A 22,607-nucleotide genomic window follows, 5' to 3' on the forward strand; every position below is an offset into this window, starting at 1 on the left:
ATCTATGAAAAAAATTAGTCTTAGTATTGTTTTAATACTAGTTACCGTGCTCACACTAGTTATAACAATGACTTCTAATGTCGGCCCAAAAGAACATAGTCAAAAGCAAATAGATACTATTGGAAAGGATGATAACGAAATGAGAAAAAAGAAGATTATTAAACAAAAATTCAACCCTGGAGAAAACTCAAGTGGTCAAAACCTTGATTTGGATTTTAATTTAAATCTATTGGATGGCCAAACAAAAGCTCTATATTCTATTGAAAATACGGGTAATAATACAATCACACTTCATTTTACTACGAGTCAATTATATGACTATGAAATAACAGATGCTAATCAAAATCTAGTTTATAAATACTCAGATGGTAAGCGTTTTTTGCAGGTTTTAAAGGATGAGCGTATAGAGCCTGGAGAAAGCTTGGAATATGAGATTATGCTTCCAAAGCTAGAAAAAGGACGGTATACACTAGTTGTTTATTCAGCTGCCAAGGATCTAGCAAATTCAAGGGAAACCTTAGAACTAGAATATTAACTCGTGTCAGATTAGATTTTTGATTTTAAATCAAATAAATAGTTTGACCATTATAACTGTAAATATTATACTATACTGTATATATATGGAAGGGGGACGGTAGAATTATAGTTATCAGAATAGAACGAACACAAAGGGGAGGTAAGACGAGTTGAAAATTAAAAGAATACTAGTATTATTACTGGCGTTTATGCTCGTTTTTTCCAACAGCGCGATTGCGGCAACAGCACCCATATCTAAAGGGAATGTCCAATCAGGGGATATCATAAATAACAAAGAAAAATTCACTAAAGAAACGATCGAAAAGTCGACGTATAAAGCTGATGAAGAAGTAAGAGTAATTGTTGAAGTTGAAGGTGCGCCTGCAATTACATACGCAACTAAGAAAGGGAAAAAGTTCAGTGATTTATCTGAATCCCAAAAAACAAATTTGCAGAGTGACGCACTTAAGACACAACAAGCTGTAAAAAAAGATCTTGCAAACAAAAAGATTAACGTTGAATATAAAGAAAGCTTCACAACTGTTTTCAACGGGTTCAGCGGTATTGTTGAATTTGGCCAAGTTGACAGCATTAAGAAACTACCTAATGTTGTAAACGTAACGGTTGCGAACAAATATGAAAGACCTAAACAAGAGCCACAAATGAAGTATAGTAAAGATCTCATTGAGGCTAAGCGTACTTGGGATGAATACGGCTATGATGGAGAAGGTATGATCGTTGGTGTTATCGATACAGGGGTTGACCCTTCACATAGAGATATGGTATTAACAAATCCTGAAGAAGCTGCCTTAACTGAAGATGATGTAGCGAATGGCGACTATCCAGGAACGTACTTCACAGAAAAAGTCCCATACGGATACAATTATATGGATGAAAATGATGAAATTCTTGATCTTGGGCCTCAAGCAACGATGCATGGTATGCACGTAGCTGGGACTGTTGGTGCGAATGGTGATGAAGAAAATGGTGGTATAAAAGGTGTTGCACCTGAAGCACAAATATTAGCTCTAAAAGTCTTCGGAAATGATCCGATGATGCCGTCGACTTGGGGTGATATTTATATTAAAGCCATAGATGATTCAATTGAGATGGGTGCAGACGTCCTGAACATGAGTCTAGGCTCAACAGCAGCATTTGTTGACGCTGAATCACCTGAACAACAAGCGATTAAAAGAGCTGTTGATAATGGTGTACTGATGTCGATATCTGCAGGCAACTCAGCACATTTAGGAAATGGCTTTTTTAACCCTTACACAAGTAATCCTGATATTGGCGTTGTCGGAGCACCTGGCTTGTCATATGACTCTTTGCAGGTAGCATCCATTGATAACAGTCATATCGAGTTGGATGGTTTAACGTATAGCTATGGTGAAGAAACTGGAGAATCCGGTTATTTATCTGCTAGTAGCGTTCATCCACATGACGTTGAGCAAAAAACGTTTGAACTCGAGTATGCAGCATTAGGCGCGCCTGAAGACTTTGAAGGAAAAGACTTCGATGGCAAATATGCGCTTATTCAGCGTGGTGCATACGCATTTACTGAAAAGGCTTTGAACGCTCAAGCAGCTGGTGCAGCTGGTGTTATTATTTACAACAATACAGATGGTGTTGTAAGCATGGCAACAGATGATGCCATTATCATTCCACAATTGTTTATGCTAAAAGCTGATGGTGAGCGCTTAGCGGAGCAGTTAATGAATGAAGTAGCTGTATCAATAGAGTTTGGTGAAGAAAAGGTCACGATTGAAAATCCAACGAATGGTCAAATGTCTGCCTTTACGTCTTGGGGTGTTACGCCAAACTTAGATTTCAAGCCAGAAATAACTGCACCTGGTGGAAACATTTATTCAACCTTCCAGGATGATCAATATGGTGTCATGAGTGGAACTTCAATGGCCGCACCTCATGTGGCTGGTGGTGCTGCACTTATGATGCAGCGCGTAGATGAAGAGCTTAATTTGGAAAATCGCGATCGTGTTGAAATGGCGAAAAATATTTTAATGAATACGTCGCGTCCAGTAGTTGATAAGGGTGCTGCTCAAGCCATCTTAGGACAGGAGAATCCATACTCTCCACGTCGCCAAGGCTCAGGCATCATGCAACTTCACTCAGCTATGAGTACACCTGTCGTTGTAACTGAAAGCGAGACGGGCGAAGCAAAAGTTGCTCTGAAGGAAGTCGAGGATCAGTTCAGTATGACACTGACAGCGACGAATTTGAGTGATGAAGCCGTGACGTATGATGTAGATGCAAATGTTCAGACTGACTTTGCATTCTTAGGCTTGATCGGTAATGCGTACAAGACATTCTCTCTAGATGAACTCGAAGCTCAAGGCCTAGTAGGCGCAGCAGTGACGATTAACAACGGCGAATCAACTGTTGAAGTCCCAGCGAATGGCACTGCAACAATTGAAGTCGATGTTGATTTGTCAGAAGCGACAGTTTATAGCGAGGATGCAGAAGGAAATGCGATTGCTGTATCGCCAAATGAGATATTTGAAAACGGATATTTTGTCGAAGGATATGTGACATTAACTGATCCGACAGACGAAAATCCACAGCTTTCAGTTCCGTATGTAGGATTTAACGGTGACTGGAATGCACCTCCTGTATTGGATGAACTCGCATACGATGACAATAATTCGTTTTATGAAGAAGCAGCAATGTTGTATGAAGCTGAAGATGGTTACTATTATTTAGGATTTGATCCGATTAGTGAAGGGCGCTATACAGACCGCATAGCGATTTCACCTAACGGAGACGGTGAGCACGACCAAATCATACCACTTCTATCATACTTGCGTAATGCTAAGTCAGTTGAATATAACATCTTAGATGCCGATAAAAATGCTTTACGTAAATTAAAATCTGAAAACAACGTCAGAAAGAATTATTTTGACGGTGGAGCAGGTGGCGCATTACCATACAGACTAGATCCATCTATCCGATGGGATGGTACCATTGATGGGGACGTTGCTGAGGATGGTCAATATTATCTTGAAATAAAGACGGCAATTGACTACCCAGGAAAAGAAGCTCAGTCTTTACAAGTTCCTGTGTTTGTAGATACGACACCACCTAGTGTAGAGGCTTCATTAGATGGCAATATGCTAAGTGTTACAACAGAAGATGCTGTTTCTGGCGTTTCATACTTTAGCGTGTTGTTAGATGGGGAACCTTTAGATGAGATTTACGGACCTGACACAACAGAAGTAGGGTTGGATGGATCCCTTATTTCTGATGATACTGAGGTCGCAGTTGTAGCTTTCGATAATGCAGCTAACTCAGTCGTTCACGTTGTTGGTGACGGCGAAGGTCCGGTTATTGAAGTATATACACCGGAAACCTTTGAAATTTTAAATGACAATCTCGTTTATGTATTAGGTCTAGTGTCTGACGATACTGGTGTCGCTGAAGTGACTGTTGAAGGACAGCCAGTAGAATTGGAACCATTTGGTGGCGGAGAGTATCTGTTTGAAGCAGAAGTTGAATTTGAAGATGGCGTTCACCCAATTAATATCAAAGCAACCGATATTAATGGGAACACAACGTCACTCGCAAACAGCAGAAGTATTTTTGTTGATAGCACTGGACCTACACTAGAAGTAGAAGCTCCGGGATATGTTGGATATGATACAACCGAAGTTAATCTTAAGTCCTTTATATCAGATAACTTCGAAGAGCTTCGACTCAAAATTAATGATAGTGAAGTGTTCTATCATGAAATGCCAGGCTATGAAATGAATCAATATAGTACAACTGTTGATACAAGTGTATCTCTTGATCCAGGCGAAAACGTCTTTAACCTTGAACTAACGGATTTAGCTGGTAATGTCGCAACTAAAGAAGTGACAATCTATCGCGCTGAGTCAGGTGAGAATCGTGTGTCACGTGTATCTGGCGAAAGCAGATATGATACAGCTGTTGAAGTCAGTTCAAAAGGTTGGGACCAAGCTGATACAGTCGTCCTTGCGAGAGGAGACGATTATGCAGATGCATTAGCAGGTGTGCCATTAGCTAAGCAGCATGATGCACCATTGTTGCTAACGCATACAGATTCATTAACAGCGGCAACAAAGGCTGAAATTGAGCGATTGGGTGCCAAAACAGTTTATCTTCTTGGTGGTAAAGCTGCTATTAGTGGCGATGTTGCTACAGAGCTGAAAGAACTGGGCGTCTCAGTCAAGCGTCTTTCTGGTAAGGGACGGACGGAAACGGCTGCTGTAATTGCTAATGAGATAACCGGTGGTCAATCATCAGAGGTTGTCTTGGTTAATGGCTTCAATTTCCCTGATGCGTTATCTGTCGCTTCACATGCAGCAGAAAAAGGATTACCAATCCTACTCACAAAAGATGATCAGTTGTCACAGGCGACTGAAAAAGCGTTATATGATCTTAATGTGAATAAAACATTAGTAATAGGTGGTACAGTAGCTGTTTCAGAAGCTGTATTTGCTGAATTGCCAAATGCATACCGCGTATCTGGAAAGGATCGCTATGAAACAGCGGTAGCAGTTGCTAATCATTTCGGAGTGACGACGAAGCATTATAATGTTACAACCGGAAAAGACTTCCCTGACGCATTGTCAGCTGCAGCTCTAGCAGCTAAAGAGGGAACTGGTATTGTACTAGTAGGAAGTGATGTTCCTCAATCAGTTCACGACTTTGTATCTGAGCATGGTTTTGATACATTGTCCATTATTGGTGGTACAGTTGCCATTGACACAGAAATCGAGCATGAGCTTAATGAACTATTAAAATAGTAAGCTCTTGCCAAAATACAAAGAAGGCTGTCGTTTATATCGGCAGCCTTCTTTGTGTGTCTTTAAAGAACAAATAGGTAATATTTGTAATAATTAAATATGTGATTGATGTCAATCTACTAATCTGCCATAATGTGTGTATTAACTAGTTAATAAGACACAGAACTTTTGTCATGGGTTGTTTAAATCTAACATCCTATGGTGCAAAAGGTAGAAAGGTAACGATAATGAAAAAAATAATAATGAGTAGTTTGATTGGCATCTTTTTCTTTTATTCACTGTTTGCTGCTCCATCACAAGCAGCAGCTTTTTCAAATGTAAATGAATACATAGATAACAATTTACAAGAAACAGCACAAATTGAATACAATCATTTAACCCATTTACCAATTTTGAATTATCGCGGAGGCGTTGGAGCTGTAGAAGGCGTCGTTGCACATGAGACGGCAAACGACAATTCCACAATACTAGGCGAAATAGGTTGGATGTCTAAAAACTGGCAAAATGCCTTCGTTCATGCTTTCGTAGACGATGAAAGAATTATAGAAGTTCATCCGACAGATTATAAGGCATGGGGGGCTGGAAGATATGCCAATGAACGTTTTATCCATGTTGAGTTAGTTCGTACACATTCTTTTGAGGAATTCGCGCGTTCAATTAATAACTATGCCTACTATATTGCTCGAAAGCTTAATGCATATGATTTAAAGGTTATCAATGCGGAGACAACGGGCGTTGGGAGTCTGTGGTCGCATTACGCTGTTACAAGACATCTTGGTGGGACAACCCATGTTGATCCACATGGCTATTTCGCGAAGTATGGTTATAATTGGAACGCGTTTGTTGAACTTGTTAATAATAAATACCACGCACTTCAAATTGATCGGATATCAGGTAAAACACGTTATGCTACGGCAGTGGCTGTTAGTCAAAGAGGGTGGCATCAATCTGATACAGTTATTTTAACGCGTGGCGATGATTATGCTGATGCATTGGCAGGTGTTCCGTTAGCTAAAAAATATGATGCACCATTGCTTTTAACAAAGTCTGATCAATTAACGGATGTCACACAAGCCGAAATCAAGAGACTTGGCGCTCAAACTGTCTATATTCTTGGTGGGGAAAAAGCTATTAGTTCTTCTGTTGAAGCCACATTAAAGAAGATGAACATTAACGTACAAAGGTTAAGTGGGCAATCACGAACTGATACTGCAATAGCAATTGCGGAAAAGCTAGTGGCAGGTGCTCCCGTTGAAAAAGCCGTTGTTGTTAATGGATATAATTTTCCCGATGCCTTGTCTGTTGCCGCCTACGCAGCTGCTGAAGGCATGCCAATTCTATTGACAGAAGGGAAGACGATTTCCCGTGCTACCAGTGCATTAATCGATAGACTACATGTGAATCAGACATATGTCATAGGTGGACCTCTCGCAGTTCCAAAATCTATTGTTGAAAGTCTACCTGGTGCCGTTAGAATATCAGGCCCAACGCGTTATGATACGTCAATAGAAGTCGCTGAATACTTTAATTTAAATACTGCTCAAGTCTATGTCACAACCGGCACGCAATACCCAGATGCGATTTCCGGTGCAGCCCTCGCTGCAAAAGAAGGATCAGGTGTGGTCTTAGTTGGCAACCATATATCGGAATCCTTTAAAACACACATGAGAACACATGGGATAACAGATCCTAAAATCGTAGGAGGTAAGTCCTCTGTCGGTAAGCAATTGGAAGAAGAGCTCATTGATTTAGTGAAGTAATGATGAAAACAAAAGTGACAGGGGGGAGTTCCTCCTTCCTGTCACTTTTGTTTTTTTATTCATATCTACATTAATTTATGAGTAAGTGATCTTTTAAGGTTAGCTTCGTTTCATTTAAAGCTGTTTCATCGAGTTGGTATAAATACATGCCGCCTGGACCAGTTGCATCATGGCCTTTTAAAGAAAGCGCCTCTAGGTCTGGCCCGCCACCTTTCATACCGTATGAGAGGAACTTTTGCATTTCAGAGAACTCCATATTTGTTTCCATGTTCGAACCGATGCTTTCAATGATCTCACCGTACTTAAAAACCGATCCAAGAGAGAGAGACTTTTTCATGATCGCTTTAATAATATCCTGCTGCCGTTTTCCGCGTTCAATATCGTTATCATACTTTCGAGTTCTGGCTAGCGCTAATGCTTCTTCACCGTTCAATTCTTGTTCACCAGGTAAAAGGTGAATGGCGTTTTGTCGATCCTTTGAATCCTGTTCCCACAATTCATATGGTACATCAACATTAATGCCATTAATCGCTTCAACGACTTGAATAAAAGCTTCAAAATTAAGGGTAACATAATAATCGACTGGTATTTCAAGTAGCTCTTCTACTGTGTCCATTGCGGCCTTTGGACCGCCATAAGCAAGGGCATGATTAATTCTTGTTCTCTTATCATTGTAAGGAATGTAAACATAGGAATCTCTAGGTATACTGAGCAATTTAACACTTTTTTCCTTTTTATTTAAAGTTGCCAGCATCATTGTATCTGATCTCGGATTACCATTATTTTTCCTTTTCTCACTCATGTCAACGCCCATGATTAGAATGGATACATTGTCTTTTCCGGGGTCAACGGCTTTATCCCTCAACTCCGATTTATCTCTGTCAATATCTCGGACTGAATCTGAGAGAACTGCATCGGCCTTCAACCATAATGAGGCAGCATAGACAGCTACACCTATGAACGCAATAAGAAAAGGCATAAGAACAATTAATATTTTCCTTTTTTTTCGACGTTGTTTATCACGTCTCGCCATACGGGCATTCGCATGCTGTGACATGTTATTTCCCCTTTTCACACTTAAAGATCAAGATTTGCGCCTTGATGTCAAGTTATTTAATGATATTGTTGATGACTGAATATATACAGACGTTATCCAAGAACAAAAGGTTTCAATACGGTTGCTTTAAGTTATACTTCATTAAGTTTGACATTACCTTGCAACAGATTGACTCTCGGTATCAGAATGAATTAAAGTAGCGACATTCATGCTTGAAGCGCCTTTTGAGTAACGATTCCACATATTCGCAAAGCGCTTAATTGCTGCTTGGTCAAACTTCTGATTCTTAATCCAGTGGATAATATCGTCCGTATTCTGTACGATAGGGCCAGGAATTTCTTGTTCAAAGTTTGGAAGTAGACCACTTTTTTTCTTGTAGCTTTGTAAATCATACGCGTAAAAAATCATCGGTTTATCTAATAAAGCATACTCACATGGAATAGATGAGTAGTCAGATATTAGTATGTCCGTTAGTAATAGGATATGATTCGCGTCGTAATAATTAGATACATCAACTACAAATGATGAAAACTTTTGATCCAAGTTATATGTTACTGCGGGGTGGTTTTTTATAAACAGCACATACTCTTCACCTAGCTCACGATACATTTGTTCAATATCCAATTGAATCTGAAAATGGTTCAATTCTTCACTACGAAAGGTCGGCGCATATAATATTACTTTTTTATTTTTGATTATAGGCCATTTTTGCGCTAGATCTGTTTGGAGTCTTTTCTTTTCCATTTCGTTATAAAACATATCGGTTCTTGGAATGCCCGTGCGAACAATACGATCTGGATCCAGTGAGAAGCTTTGGCGAAAAATTTCCGCCATTTTCTCTGAACCAACCGTAACATAGTTGAACGTACTATACACACGTTTAAATCGATCGATTGCTCGATCGCTTCTTTTTGAAATAGACGGTTCCATTAATCCAAACTGTTTTAATGCACCAACGGCATGCCACAATTGCACACACGTCGTTTTAGATCGAAATTCAACAGCTGCTAGAAAACCAAAATAGTTATCTACCATTACGGTTGAAGCAGTAGCCAAATGATAGATTGATTGAAAATATGCAAACGGATGTCTAATATCAAAGGGAATCACCTTGTCTATTGTGCTGTCAAACGGATAGTTACATTGACGATCTTTTAAAACGATGATGTCCTCATTCGATACTTCCTTCAAGGCACGCGCTGTATAAAAAACATTGTCCCCAAAAGAAACGACACAAACGGTCTTTTTCTCTTGGGGGAACAATTTAAAAAAGGTAAAGATTATGCGAAAAAAAACAAGATATATAGAAATGAGTGTTTCTCTAACCATGGTTTTTTTGATTGAGGTCGTGTTTAATTTTTGTTGTAGAGATACCTATAGTACGTGGGAGATAAATGACCTCACAATAAGGTTTGAGAAAATCAAATTTCCCTTCCCAATCGTCCCCCATAACAAAAACATCAATATCGTGCGCTTGCACATCCGTGATTTTTTGATCCCATGTTTGCTCAGGAATTACTTCATCAACATAACGGATAGCCTCTAATATCATTTTTCTGTTTTCATAAGAATGATAAGACTTTTTATTTTTCAAAGCATTAAACTCATCTGTGGATAATGCGACAGTTAAATGATCTCCGTATTCCTTGGCGCGACGTAAAATATTTATATGACCTGAATGGAGCAAATCAAAGGTACCGTAAGTGATAACCTTCTTCATTTTATCTCAGTTCTCCTTTTTATATAGTACTTAAATACATCCCTATTATAATAACATAAGTTTGCATGAAGTTAACATTAAATTTACGATTGTGTTAAGGGAAAAGTTTTATTAAAAGTATTTGTCTTTAACTCTATACAGGTTATAGAATATAAAAATTAGCAGTTATTGATTTTCGCTAAGTTTATTATGCTGATTTTATGGTTGATAAGTATAATCATTATTTTTTAAATCTATTGTTGTTAGCAATAGTTACTATATAACTCCCGAATGGTAGTCTATTTATTAATCTAACAATAACTACGGAAATTGCTAAAACAAATACATACATTATTGGTAGAAATAAAGTATGATTATAAAAGAAATTAAAATAATCATATGTTCTTAAAAAAAAGAGTATCATTGGGTGCACCAAGTATATGCCCATTGATAAGTTCCCAAGTTCAATTATCACATTACGTACTTTATTTGTAGTAGATAACTTATGATAAACACCAATTAATGCTATAAATAAAAAAGGTAGATTTATCATATTAATACTTCTATTTGAGGTTACCCAACCCGAAAGGTTATATTCAATAATACCGCTTATTATTATAATAACACCTAAAGTAAGGCTGAAATTTTGATTTTTTTTAATCCAATTAATTAGTCTGTCCCAAAATAAAACTAGCACTCCTCCAAACAAAAAATAGAATATCCAATGTAATAAGAAAACCTTGTCATTAATGAATTCGTTTAATAATCCTTCACCAATATCAATATTAAAATTCACAAAAAAGTAGTTTACGAAAAAAGCTATGAATGTAAAGAATACAATTTTGTCCTTGGATTTTATAGTCTGTATAAAAGGAAACAATAAATAAAACTGTATGACAATACATATGAAATATAGATGATAATTACTTTGTCCAGTAAGAAAAAAATATAAGAAATCTAGTATATCATTTTTTGTAGATAACTTTGGAAATCTATATAAGCCATAAAGGGATTTAAGGAATAAATATAAAAAGCTCCAAACCAAGAAGGGAATGACTATCTTTGTAAAACGTGATTTAATAAACTTTCTTATATTGAAGTTTTTATTTATTGATTGATTAAATAACAGGAATCCACCAATTATTGCAAAAGCTGGTGTCCCATATCTAGTTATTTGATTTAAGAATCGAGTAAACAAATCGAAAGTATTTCCGTTTTCATGATAATATCCTGCAGTTACGTGTACCATAACTATACATAAACTAGCCACTGATCTGATGAAACTAATCTCTTGAAAAATCTTTCTTTTTTGGTGTAGAGTATTTGGATTTGTATTCATTTATGGGTTTTCCTTTCGTTGTGTTATTATGCATACAGTTAAGTCTTAAATAAGAAATTGAGAAAACCTTCCCATAGTATTGAGTTCTAAATAGGAGGATAATTTTCAAACATGATGCTTAATATGAATGACAACCCATTCATTGTGTTGAAGGTTGAATTATTCGACTATACCGCGTTTAGTATAATCGGTACTTAATGTAATGCTACTGTAGCATAAATTGGTATTTATTTCCTTTTAAATGTGATAAGGATCTATTTACAATAGAGTGAATAGATAATTCCAAAATATAGAAAACGTGTATTCTATTAACCTATATATTATTAATTTAATGTGGAAATAATTAATAGGAATCAATATACTTGTACTATGGCATCCAAAATATCATTAAAAGAGGTGATAAGATAAACATTTGCACTAAAAAAGTCGATACAAAAAGAAAAAGGGTGAAAATCAATTTTGCTTAAATCAAAAACAATATTATTATTATCTCTACTCTATATAATGTTTCTAATTGCTCCCGTTAATATAATCGAGGCAGCTTACGATAACTGGGAGGCCACCTTTTATCCTTCTGATAACTTTACCGGTGTACCTGTGAAAAAAAAGTATAAAGAAATTAATTTTAATTGGGGAAGTGGGTCACCTGACTCTAAAATACCAAGTGATTATTTTTCGGCTAAGTTTAATAAGGAATTTATTTTAGATGAGGGTGTGTACAATTTAAGAGTTTGGGCAAATGATGGAGTTAGAGTTTATGTTGACGGAAAACTTTATATTAATCAATGGAATGCCAAAAGTTTAAACTTTTTTGCTGAGCCAGTTTATTTAAAATCTGGCAAGCATGAAATAAGAATTGAATATAGAGAATTATCGGGTGTAGCGGAACTTCGTTTTGAAATAGATGATTTATTAAGGGATAATCGATGGTATGGCATGGCTTTTTCAAATCCGGATTTAACAGGAGATACTAGATTACTAGGTTATAAACCACAAATCCCAGAACTAGACTTTAATTGGGGTTGGGGTTCTCCTGCCAATAATATTCCAAACGATTATTTTTCAACAATATTTCAAAGAGAAATAAAGGTAGATGAAGGAATTTATAATTTAAGAGTATGGGCGAACGATGGTGTACAAGTTTATGTTGACGGGAAATTGTATATAGATGAATGGGATAATAATCAAGGACTAAAATTTTTTGCCAAACCAGTGTATTTAGAAAAAGGTACCCATAGTATAATGATAAAACATAAAGAGTTAGTAGGTGTAGCAGAACTTCGTTTTGAAATAGATGATTTATTAAGGGATAATCGATGGTATGGCATGGCTTTTTCAAATCCGGATTTAACAGGAGATACTAGATTACTAGGTTATAAACCACAAATCCCAGAACTAGACTTTAATTGGGGTTGGGGTTCTCCTGCCAATAATATTCCAAACGATTATTTTTCAACAATATTTCAAAGAGAAATAAAGGTAGATGAAGGAATTTATAATTTAAGAGTATGGGCGAACGATGGTGTACAAGTTTATGTTGACGGGAAATTATATATAGATGAATGGGATAATAATCAAGGACTAAAAAATTTTGCTAAACCAGTTTATTTAGAAAAAGGTACCCATAGTATAATGATAAAGCATAAAGAGTTAGTGGGTGTGGCAGAACTTCGTTTTGGATTGAACGAAGTTAATACTCAAAATAATTGGTATGGTTTAGCTTATTCTAATTTGAATTTTAATGGCCCTCCGACACCTATTGATGAAAAGTTATCAACAGAAAGTCTTTCTATTGATTGGGGCGATTCTTCTCCAGCAAATGATATACCTTCAGACAACTTTTCAGTTGTTTTACAAAAAGAAATTAATATAGAAAAAGGTGGACTTTATAACATTAAAGTTAAATCAGATGATGAGTTTCAATTATACGTAGATGGTGAACTGAAATTGGATAAGTTGAATAATAACAGTTCAGAACCACTACACGAAAAGATAATTCCTATTCAGCGAGGAAAACATAAGTTAGTAATTAAGTACAAGCATATCGAGGGTTTAGCGAAGTTGGATTTTGAGATTTTTGAAAAAATTCCAGAGGATTACTGGTACGGTTTAGCATATCCTTCTACTGATCTTACAGGTAGTCCACAAAAAATACGTGAAGAACCTAAAGATATAAGTTTTAATTTTAATTGGGGCTGGGGTTCGCCAGCTGATAAAATACCAAATGACTATTTTTCAACATCATTTCAAAGAAATATCAATGTAGATGAAGGTATATATAATCTAGAAGTTTGGGCAAATGATGGTGTACGTGTATATGTTGATGGAGAATTGTATATAGATGAGTGGGAAAATAACCAGGGTTTAAAGTATTTTAATAATCCTGTCCATTTAACTGGTGGTTCTCACAGTATTTTAATAATGTATAAGGAAGTTGTAGGTGTTGCAGAACTTCGTTTTGATATGACTCCAGTAAACATTGGTGATAAGTGGTATGGTTTAGCGTATCCCAATAGTAACCTTTCTGGTGTGCCGCAAAAAATAGGAGAAATTCAAAGTGTTGATTTCCACTATAATTGGGGCTGGGGTTCACCAGCCAATAAAATACCCAATGATCACTTTTCAACTTCATTTCAGAGAAATATAAATGTAGATGAAGGAATTTATAATTTAAAAACCTGGGCAAATGATGGTGTGCGAGTTTATGTTGACGGAAACTTATATATAGACGAATGGACAAATAACCAAGGTTTACAATACTATGACGAACCAGTTTTTTTAAAGAAAGGTACTCACAGGATAACTGTAGAGCATAGGGAAATTATTGGAGTAGCAGAGTTGCGTTTTCAATTGGAACAAATGAATTCAGAAACTAACTGGATTGGTCTAGCATATCCTACAAGTGATCTTACGGGGATTCCTCATAAGATAAACGAAGAACCAAAAAGTGTTAATTTTCACTTTAATTGGGGTTGGGGTTCAGCGGCAGGTGGTATACCCAGCGATAATTTTTCTACAATATTTCAAAGGGATATTAATTTATCTGAAGGAATTTATAATTTAAGAACGTGGGCAAATGATGGTATACGTGTATATGTTGATGGAGAGCTTTATATAGATGAGTGGGATAATGATCAAGGTTTAAAGTTTTATGCAAAGCCTATACTATATATCTTAAATCTGGTAAGCATAGAATTATGATTCAGCATAAAGAACTATTAGGTCTAGCTGAGCTTCGTTTTGAACTAGATGATCTATTGCGAGATAATCGTTGGTACGGTGTGGCATTTCCAAAAAATGATTTTTCGGGTGATCCAAAATTATTGGGGTACAAACCACAGATACCTGAACTAAACTTTGACTGGGGTTTTGGATCACCGATAGCAGGTATTCCAAATGATAATTTTTCAACATTATTTCAAAGATACTTAGTTACTGGGAATGGTGATTACCAGTTAAATGTTTCTGCGAATGATGGTGTACGTGTATATATAGATGGTAAAATAGTCTTAGACCAATGGAATAATAGAAGTAATGGTAGTTGGTCAAAAAAAATCAATTTAACATCTGGAAAGCATCATATTTTGGTTAAGAACTTTGAGTTGACAGGAGTTGCAAACTTGAATGTTAGCATAACTCCTAGTATTGTAGATACATTTATAAATTATAATTTATCATTAAAACAGATGGTTGATATACAAAGTAATGCAGGCCCACAAACTGATAAAAGGTATAAATTATGGCTTCGTGAAGACGGGTTTCAAAGTATAAATGAAGGGGAAGGTGTAGTTAAACCTGAGACTTGGAATTTAAGGAGAGGTCCGGGAACCAACTATATGGTTGGCGGAACAGTTAATGGTGGTGTCCTTCCTTTATATGACAGTGCTGAAGGAACAGGAGGATATACCTGGTATCATGTGAAAAATACATCAGGATGGGTAAGACCAGACGAAAGTGATTTACGTTATTATCTAAATCCTAGAAACTTTACGGATAACTTCAGGAATAAACTTCAATTTTTGAAACTTTCTCAATCGACTGGCATAAATGCGAAAGAAGTAAATGAAAAAGTATTGCTTAATAAAGGGATTTTGACTGGTAAGGCTGAAAGTTTCATAGATGCAGGGAAGGAAAATGGGATAAACGAAATCTACTTAATGGCTCATGCATTACTTGAAACGGGAAACGGACAATCTAAATTAGCAAACGGTATTGTGGTTGATGGTAACAAAGGTAAAAAAACTGTTTATAATATGTACGGAATAGGAGCCAAGGATAGCTGTCCACTAACATGTGGTGCCCAATACGCATATGATGCGGGGTGGTTTACCCCCGAAGCTGCTATTAAAGGCGGTGCAGCTTTTATTGGTAACGGCTATGTTCAAAAAGGGCAGGATACTCTTTATAAGATGCGATGGAATCCTGGGTTTGCAGAGAAATATAATTATGCCTCCCATCAATACGCTTCAGATATAGGATGGGCTTTTAAACAAACTGCTAAAATGAATGAGTTATACAACTTAATTGATCTATATTCACTTACCTTTGAAATACCAATTTATAGGTGAAACAAAAAACTGAGAGGGGAAACGACCTCTCAGTTTTTATTTTTAATGAGAATTTTATGTGCCTTATCCAATAATACCTTTAATAGGTTAACTTTTTTTAAATAAATACTTCCTTCATTTGTTTTTAAACCGAACTGAAACTTTATAAATGTAATAGGGAACTCTAATGTAAAACCGGAATATTTGTAATCCCTAACTGTAATATCCCATATTCTTAATTGTTTGTTGTAGTTGCGTTTTTTAGCGCGGTAACTTCGGCTTGAATCTTGAATGAAAATATAGTCATCTTTTTTCATTACATAATTATCGTCTGTAAAGTAGCCTTTTAAAACAATCTTTAGACCTTTAACTCTTCGTTGTGTTATTCTAATTGATGTTTCAGTGTTAACTTTCTTCAAACATTCTATGGGGTATGTTTGATTATATTTGATACTCATAAGAAATTCTTTATGAATATTTTTTGTGTTTTGTTCTAAAATATACTTGTCATCAATCTCTTGTAACAAGTTTTTTATATCAGTTAAAAACTCCTTTACTTCACTTTCGTTTAGAACATCCATTAAAATGGAACTGTACTTCTGAAAGGTATATAACTTTAAATGATAAATAATAAGATATTTCACATATGGAATCACATAACCAAAAACATCTATGGAGTAATTAATTAATGCGTAATATCCGTTGTGAACCAAATCGCTATAGCGAGACTTATTATACCATGCAGTATTTACTAAGGATTTTTCTGTTAGTCTCTGCCTATATAAATACCCAGTATCACTGATAACGCCGTAACATCCCTCTTTTACAATAATTCTGTTTACAAATAAGGCATCTTCCCAAAATGATAACTTTTCGTCAAAATAAAATGAGTTGCTTTTAATTTGATTAACATTTATGGTAACTCCACCAATATAAAATTGTGGGGACATATACTCATTAACAATATGTATGATGCGTGAACCGTTTTGGAATCTGCTATTTAATTTATGTTCACCAGTTTTTTGTTCGAAATAATAGACAGGTAAAACAGCAATGTTGATGGAATTAAAATCATGAAAGAATTTTTTTATTTTCTCCATAGCATTAATTTTAAGTTTATCATCAGAGTCTAAAAAGGTGACATATGTTGAATGTTTGGGAATCATTTGTATGCCGATGTTTCTAGCTCTAGAAGGTCCTAGGTTATGTGTTTTTTTATAAATAATGTTTTGGGGATAAATATGCATATATTTCAAGCAAATTTCTTCGCTTGAGTCTGTAGAGCCATCATTTATTAAGACTATGGTAATGTTTTCTTTGAAAAATAGAGTTTGATTAATAACGGAAAGTATGCATTCCTCTAAATAGTGTTCAGCGTTGTAAACTGGAATTATAATAGTGAATTTCAAGTTCAAGCTCTCCTTACAAAGATATACTTTATAGCAAATTTTAATACATGTATAAAAAAAGAGTGCATACCTAAGGTCGGGCATCGCTATTATAACATGTACTATCTAGATGTGCGGCTAACTGTAAAACTCTATTTTAGTTCAGTTGCCGACATAATGATTATACGTTAAATTTTTATTTATACAAATTTACTAACGTTCTCAAAGGGTTTGTTATGTCGGTGATGTACTACAAGTACTTCATATTATAGGTAATATCTGATATAATCATTCCATGTCAGATTGTGTTGTTTTTTGTAGAAAACTTGAGCCAGACTACATGCTAAGGTGAGGATTATTATGATATACGATATTTCGGTTGTTATTCCCACATATAATGCAGAATTATATATAACAGATGCACTTACCTCTATACTTAATCAAACATTTCAAGGATCGATTGAGGTATTAATTATAGATGATTGTTCTTCTGATGCTACTTTAGAAAAAGTAGATTATTTTATATCACAGCATCCTAATTTAAATGTTTTAGTATTAAAGCAAGAAAAGAACATGAGGCAAGGAACAGCAAGGAATAGAGGAATTGGCGAAGCAAGAGGTAAATATGTATTCTTTTTAGATGCAGATGATTTCATAGATCCAAACACTTTTGATAAGCTATTTGCAAAAGCTGAACTTCATTCATGTGATTTTGTATTGTGTGATTGGGCTTATTATTATAAAGATAAGGGCTTAGTATATGTTAATAATGATGATTTTTTGTTTGATGATATCTTATTGGGTGAAGAGGTCGAGTCTTTATTAAAAGCTAATACTTATTTTAGTGTAAATAAACTTTATAACAGAGATTTCCTTGTAGATAATCATATACGTTTTGGTGAAGGATATATATATGAAGATTTTGAGTTTTACATCCAGGTTGCTCAATTAGCAAACAATGTTGGAGTTGTGCAAAACCCTTATTATAGGGTTAGGGTAAATGAACATTCAACAACAAAAACAAATACAAAAACAAAATTACATGTTGAATCACTCTTAAAGTCGATAAATAGTACCGTTGCTGTTTTTTTACCTAGAGATGAATATTCTTATTATCATGTATACAAATACCTTATAAGAAAAACGCTTTATTATTTAGATCATAGGGCACCTAGAGGATATAAAAGAAATACATTAAAGAGGATACTTCATATTTTAAATAATAAAAGAACTAAGTATCCTGTTCCAAAGAAAGTGGTTCCACTTTATCATTTTTTATTTCGTAGGAAATATATTCAAAACTCAAGGGTAAGCTTAATACTTTTAGTTTGGTGGCTGCATTCTGTTGGGAAACTTAATCCAATTTTTTCTTTCGTTTTAAAGATTAAATGGAAAATTTTAGATTCAAAAATCGCTTTGAAAGTAAGAAAGAAAGCACGCATTAAAAAAATACAATCATTTTACAAAAAACCAATTAAGAAAAACATGGTACTTTTTATGGGTTTCGATTATAGATATGCAGGCAATTCTAAATACTTTTTTGACTATCTAATAACTAATGAGCGGTTGGATGTTTTCTTTGTGACAAAGGATCAAAATGTTCCCTCAGATTATAGAATTCCTCCTAGAAGTTTAAAATTTTATAAAAAACTTGCTCAATCAAAAATAGTTATTTTTGAAAGTTGGATGCCGCTTGCTTTTAAAAAGAGAGAAGGATCTATTTGGATCCAATTATGGCACGGTACTCCATTTAAGAAATTGTTCTTTGATAGTCATGAGTACTATATATCGAGTTTTAACAAAAATCATAAAAAGAAAAAACAAGAAGATATTAGACGTTGGGATTACTTATTGGCAGATTCAAAAGGGGGAGCAGATAAACTTTCTTCTGCATTCGCCTTCGATAAACAAGACATACTAACGTTAGGGTATCCAAGAGTGCAGTGGTTAAAAGATAATATTAAAAATAATACATTGAAACACCAAATTAAGAATGATTTAATGCTTACTGATAAACAGAAAATAATATTGTATACACCAACTTGGAGAGACTATAATTACAAGAGTTCAAACCCCGATTTGGATTATCTAATCGATATGGATAAATTGGTGGAATATTTACCTAATGATTATGTGATTTTATATAAAGAGCATAGTATGGGTAAATATCAAAGGTACAATAATCGAGTGATTATACCAAGTAATGATATAGAATTGCAACATTTAATCCTTATATCTGATATTATAGTAAGTGATTTTTCTTCAATTATTTTTGATGCAATGTCTGTTGATATTCCATTTTATCTTTTTATCAACGATTTCGAAAAGTATGCAAATGCAAGAGGGGTATATGACGATTTAAATGAGTTATTAAAGCCATTCTATGTTCATAGTGAGGAAGAACTCAGTAATAAAATTATTAATGATTATCTAGATGCTTCTTACAGAGAAGTAAAAAATACTTTTGCACAACATACAAATAAATCTAATTCTAACTTCTTATTGGAAAAATTCTTGCTTGAAAGTGTAGAGGATGAATAATATAAGGACGGGTTAAGTATATGCTTTTAAAGATAATGAAGACCGTTATTTTTAAACTATATAGATATATGTTCAAAATTTTTGGCTATCTACTACCGAAGAAACCAAATTTAATAATATTGGAGAGTTTTTTAGGTAAGCAATATAGTGACAATCCTCGAGCTATTTATGAGTATTTAATGAAATACTATCCGAAATATGATATGTATTGGAGTGTAGACGGTAGATATGTAAAAACGTTTAAGGAAAAAAATATAAAATATGTAAAAAGATTTTCTATCAGGTGGCTCTTTTTAATGACTAGAGCTACCTATTGGATTTCTAATAGCAGATTGCCATTATGGATATCAAAGCCGAGAAATACTGTTTATGTTCAAACATGGCATGGAACACCTTTAAAGTTGTTAGCAGCAGATATGGAAGAAGTTCATATGCCTAATACAAATACTGAAACATATAAGCAAAACTTTTTAAAAGAGTCGAGTAAATGGGATTTTTTGATTGCACCTAATGCATATTCTCGAGAAATTTTTAAGAGAGCATTTCAGTTTGACAAGAAAATGATTAATTCGGGTTATCCAAGAAATGATTATTTGATAAATGCAAACAACATAGAAAATATAAATGCTATAAAAAGATTATTGAAGTTACCTCCGGATAAAAAAATAATTTTTTATGCTCCAACTTGGAGAGATAATCAGTTTTACTCAAAAGGTAAATATAAGTTTGAGTTACAGATGGATCTGGATTTATTGAAAAAAGAGTTAGGTACCGAATATATAGTTGTCTTACGTTTACATTATTTAGTGGCAGAAACTCTTGATTTAAAAGCTTTTCAAGGTTTTGTATATGACTTTTCGAGTCATGAAGATATAAGGGATTTGTATTTGATTTCAGATATACTTATAACCGACTACTCTTCCGTATTCTTTGATTATGCAAATTTGAAGCGACCGATAATTTTCTTTGTGTATGACATAGAGGATTATAGGGATCAAATTCGTGGATTTTATTTTAATTTAGAAGAGAGAGCTCCTGGACCATTAGTAAAAACAACTAAAGAAATAATTGATGAAATAAAAAATATTAATAAGTATGGCTATATACTTACGCAAGAAATCGAAGACTTTTATAACACATTCTGCTACTTGGAAGATGGAAAAGCAACAAAACGAGTGGTTGATGCACTCTTCAAAGAGTAAGTTAAAGTATGGAAGTTGTCTTTAGCTAAGCCTATTTATATTGTTATTTTAAGCCTTTCCTTGTATAATTTTAGTTATAGAATGCTCTTTTTTATGAAAGGAATCACTTATGAAATCAGCCATAGTAATCGTTAAAGAACAAATACAAAATCTTTATTTGATAAGAAGGTTATCTTTATATGAATTAAAAAACCAAAATAAAAACAATTATTTAGGTATGGCATGGGAAGTCATCAACCCAGCTATTCAAATACTTATTTACTGGTTTGTTTTTGGTACATTAAGAGAGAGAGAGCCAGTTCAATTGCAGGGAGTCGAAGTTCCGTTTTTTAGTTGGCTTCTCTCTGCATTCTTTTTATGGTTATTTTTTTATCAATCCACAATACAAGGTTCTAAGTCAATATATAGTAGGTTACTTATGTTATCAAAAATGAATTTTCCTATGAGTGTTATACCAAGTTATGTTATATTTTCGAAGTTTTATGTCCATGTAGCGATGTTGATGTTGTCGACTTTGATATATCAATTTAGTGGGTTTAGTATAACTGTATATTATATTCAATTGGTGTATTTTGTCTTTGCTACGTTATGCTTGATATTTGCCATATCTTTAATTACATCTACGTTATCAACTATAATTAGGGATGTACATATGTTTCTGAATTCCATATTACGTATGTTCCTTTATTTATCTGGTGTATTGTGGCCAATATCAATTCTTAGTAAGGACCTTCCTTTTATTATGTCCTTATTGAAGTTAAATCCTTTAATTTATTTAATTGAAGGCTATCGAGCAGCTTTTTTTGGGACTGAGTGGTATTTTATAACTCAATGGGAGTATACTCTTTATTTTTGGGGTGTAGTTCTTGTTTTATTCATCTTTGGTTCTATGTTACATGTAAAATTTAGAAGACACTTCATCGACTACTTGTAAAGGTTTGTGAAAACAATGGCAAAGGCAATTATTGCGAAAAATATTACTAAAAGATATAAGTTATATAACGGCATGAAAGAGCGTCTTTTGGATCTGATTAGTCCTAAAAGCTATGGTGAGAATTTTTATGCATTAGAGAATGTTACTTTTGAGGCCAATAAAGGTGATGTTGTCGGTTTTGTTGGAATTAATGGATCTGGAAAATCTACTTTATCTAATATTATTGCTGGTATCGTACCAGAAACTTCTGGTTCAATACAAATAAATGGACAGGTATCGTTAATTGCTGTTGCTTCAGGTTTAAAAGGTGATCTTTCTGGCAGAGATAATATTGAATTGAAATTATTAATGCTTGGCTTTAATAAAAAAGAAATAAAAAAGTTAGAACCGAATATAATAGCTTTTTCCGAACTAGAAAAGTTTATAGATCAGCCAGTAAAGTCATACTCAAGTGGTATGAAGTCACGTCTTGGTTTTGCTATATCAGTAAATGTTGATCCAGATATTTTAGTTATAGATGAGGCTTTATCTGTAGGGGATAAGGCGTTTGCTGAAAAAAGTTTAGATAAAATGAAAGAGTTTAAGACAAAAGGGAAAACTATGATCTTTGTTAGTCATTCAATCGCTCAAATGAAGGAGTTTTGTGACAAGATATTATGGCTTGAATTTGGTATGGTAAAGAAATATGGAACTGTTGAAGAAGTTATTCCAGAGTATGAGCAATTTGTGAGTAAATGGAAAAACATGAATAGAGTAGAGCGCCAGAAGTATATTGATCAGTTGAAATGAATTTATTGAAAGCAGTAAATATTAATTAAAAATTAAATTTCTATATTAAAA

Annotated in this window: 13 protein-coding genes and 1 pseudogene; 9 read left to right on the forward strand and 5 right to left on the reverse strand. The window is 34.4% G+C overall.

Annotated elements, in window-relative coordinates; genetic code table 11:
* Window positions 1-4: 4 nt before the first annotated feature.
* The 3 genes from HPC67_RS05545 to HPC67_RS05555 all read left to right on the forward strand — a co-directional run bounded on the left by HPC67_RS05545 (window position 5) and on the right by HPC67_RS05555 (window position 7,060).
* Window positions 5-535, forward strand: a complete 531-nt coding sequence (locus HPC67_RS05545; protein ID WP_217586463.1) for a BsuPI-related putative proteinase inhibitor — start codon at window positions 5-7, stop codon at window positions 533-535.
* Window positions 536-686: 151 nt separating this feature from the next.
* Window positions 687-5,300, forward strand: a complete 4,614-nt coding sequence (locus tag HPC67_RS05550) for a cell wall-binding repeat-containing protein (protein ID WP_217586464.1) — start codon at window positions 687-689, stop codon at window positions 5,298-5,300.
* A gap of 227 nt (window positions 5,301-5,527) precedes the next feature.
* On the forward strand, window positions 5,528-7,060 hold the full coding sequence (locus HPC67_RS05555) for a cell wall-binding repeat-containing protein (RefSeq protein WP_246569730.1): 1,533 nt from the start codon (window positions 5,528-5,530) through the stop codon (window positions 7,058-7,060).
* 70 nt (window positions 7,061-7,130) lie between these two features.
* Here the strand turns inward: HPC67_RS05555 and HPC67_RS05560 are convergent, their stop codons facing one another.
* From HPC67_RS05560 to HPC67_RS05575, 4 genes are all read right to left on the reverse strand, one after another.
* A complete protein-coding gene (locus HPC67_RS05560; protein WP_217586466.1) occupies window positions 7,131-8,117 on the reverse strand; it encodes an LCP family protein in 987 nt (328 codons plus the stop codon).
* Between the two features lie 153 nt (window positions 8,118-8,270).
* Window positions 8,271-9,446 (reverse strand): CDP-glycerol glycerophosphotransferase family protein, encoded by a 1,176-nt coding sequence (locus tag HPC67_RS05565; RefSeq protein WP_217586467.1) that lies wholly within the window; start codon window positions 9,444-9,446, stop codon window positions 8,271-8,273.
* Window positions 9,439-9,837, reverse strand: coding sequence for a glycerol-3-phosphate cytidylyltransferase (gene tagD / locus HPC67_RS05570; protein WP_217586468.1), 399 nt, complete (start codon window positions 9,835-9,837; stop codon window positions 9,439-9,441). Before tagD ends, HPC67_RS05565 begins: the two co-directional genes overlap by 8 nt.
* A gap of 220 nt (window positions 9,838-10,057) precedes the next feature.
* On the reverse strand, window positions 10,058-11,155 hold the full coding sequence (locus tag HPC67_RS05575) for an acyltransferase (protein WP_217586469.1): 1,098 nt from the start codon (window positions 11,153-11,155) through the stop codon (window positions 10,058-10,060).
* A gap of 459 nt (window positions 11,156-11,614) precedes the next feature.
* Between HPC67_RS05575 and HPC67_RS05580 the strand changes: the two genes are divergently transcribed.
* Both HPC67_RS05580 and HPC67_RS05585 read left to right on the forward strand, forming a co-directional pair.
* Complete coding sequence (locus HPC67_RS05580) at window positions 11,615-14,356, forward strand: PA14 domain-containing protein (RefSeq protein ID WP_217586470.1); 2,742 nt, start codon at window positions 11,615-11,617, stop codon at window positions 14,354-14,356.
* Entirely contained in the window at window positions 14,353-15,723 is a 1,371-nt protein-coding gene (locus HPC67_RS05585; protein ID WP_217586471.1) for a glucosaminidase domain-containing protein, read from the forward strand. The genes HPC67_RS05580 and HPC67_RS05585 overlap by 4 nt, the downstream gene beginning before the upstream one ends.
* Window positions 15,724-15,752: 29 nt before the next feature.
* On the opposite strand, the gene HPC67_RS05590 is transcribed toward HPC67_RS05585, so the two are convergent.
* Complete coding sequence (locus HPC67_RS05590) at window positions 15,753-17,111, reverse strand: glycosyltransferase family 2 protein (protein ID WP_217586472.1); 1,359 nt, start codon at window positions 17,109-17,111, stop codon at window positions 15,753-15,755.
* A 339-nt stretch (window positions 17,112-17,450) separates the two neighbouring features.
* On the opposite strand from HPC67_RS05590, the gene HPC67_RS05595 reads away from it, so the two are divergent.
* The 4 genes and pseudogenes from HPC67_RS05595 (at window position 17,451) to tagH (ending at window position 22,556) form a co-directional block, all read left to right on the forward strand.
* Complete coding sequence (locus HPC67_RS05595; protein ID WP_217586473.1) at window positions 17,451-19,631, forward strand: bifunctional glycosyltransferase/CDP-glycerol:glycerophosphate glycerophosphotransferase; 2,181 nt, start codon at window positions 17,451-17,453, stop codon at window positions 19,629-19,631.
* A gap of 14 nt (window positions 19,632-19,645) precedes the next feature.
* Window positions 19,646-20,833: pseudogene (locus HPC67_RS05600) on the forward strand (CDP-glycerol glycerophosphotransferase family protein); the annotation flags it as partial.
* 109 nt (window positions 20,834-20,942) lie between these two features.
* Complete coding sequence (locus HPC67_RS05605; RefSeq protein WP_217586475.1) at window positions 20,943-21,767, forward strand: ABC transporter permease; 825 nt, start codon at window positions 20,943-20,945, stop codon at window positions 21,765-21,767.
* Between the two features lie 15 nt (window positions 21,768-21,782).
* Window positions 21,783-22,556, forward strand: a complete 774-nt coding sequence (gene tagH, locus HPC67_RS05610; RefSeq protein ID WP_217586476.1) for a teichoic acids export ABC transporter ATP-binding subunit TagH — start codon at window positions 21,783-21,785, stop codon at window positions 22,554-22,556.
* The last annotated feature ends 51 nt before the right edge of the window (window positions 22,557-22,607 follow it).

The sequence above is a fragment of the Lentibacillus saliphilus genome, from assembly GCF_019093865.1.
GTDB lineage: Bacteria > Bacillota > Bacilli > Bacillales > Amphibacillaceae > Lentibacillus_B > Lentibacillus_B saliphilus.

Coding starts and splice junctions, on each gene's coding strand:
- HPC67_RS05545 (WP_217586463.1), top strand. CDS start 5: ATGAAAAAAATTAGTCTTAGTATTGTTTTAATACTAGTTACCGTGCTC.
- HPC67_RS05555 (WP_246569730.1), top strand. CDS start 5,528: ATGAAAAAAATAATAATGAGTAGTTTGATTGGCATCTTTTTCTTTTAT.
- HPC67_RS05560 (WP_217586466.1), bottom strand. CDS start 8,117: ATGTCACAGCATGCGAATGCCCGTATGGCGAGACGTGATAAACAACGT.
- HPC67_RS05565 (WP_217586467.1), bottom strand. CDS start 9,446: ATGGTTAGAGAAACACTCATTTCTATATATCTTGTTTTTTTTCGCATA.
- tagD (WP_217586468.1), bottom strand. CDS start 9,837: ATGAAGAAGGTTATCACTTACGGTACCTTTGATTTGCTCCATTCAGGT.
- HPC67_RS05575 (WP_217586469.1), bottom strand. CDS start 11,155: ATGAATACAAATCCAAATACTCTACACCAAAAAAGAAAGATTTTTCAA.
- HPC67_RS05585 (WP_217586471.1), top strand. CDS start 14,353: ATGATTCAGCATAAAGAACTATTAGGTCTAGCTGAGCTTCGTTTTGAA.
- HPC67_RS05595 (WP_217586473.1), top strand. CDS start 17,451: ATGATATACGATATTTCGGTTGTTATTCCCACATATAATGCAGAATTA.
- HPC67_RS05605 (WP_217586475.1), top strand. CDS start 20,943: ATGAAATCAGCCATAGTAATCGTTAAAGAACAAATACAAAATCTTTAT.
- tagH (WP_217586476.1), top strand. CDS start 21,783: ATGGCAAAGGCAATTATTGCGAAAAATATTACTAAAAGATATAAGTTA.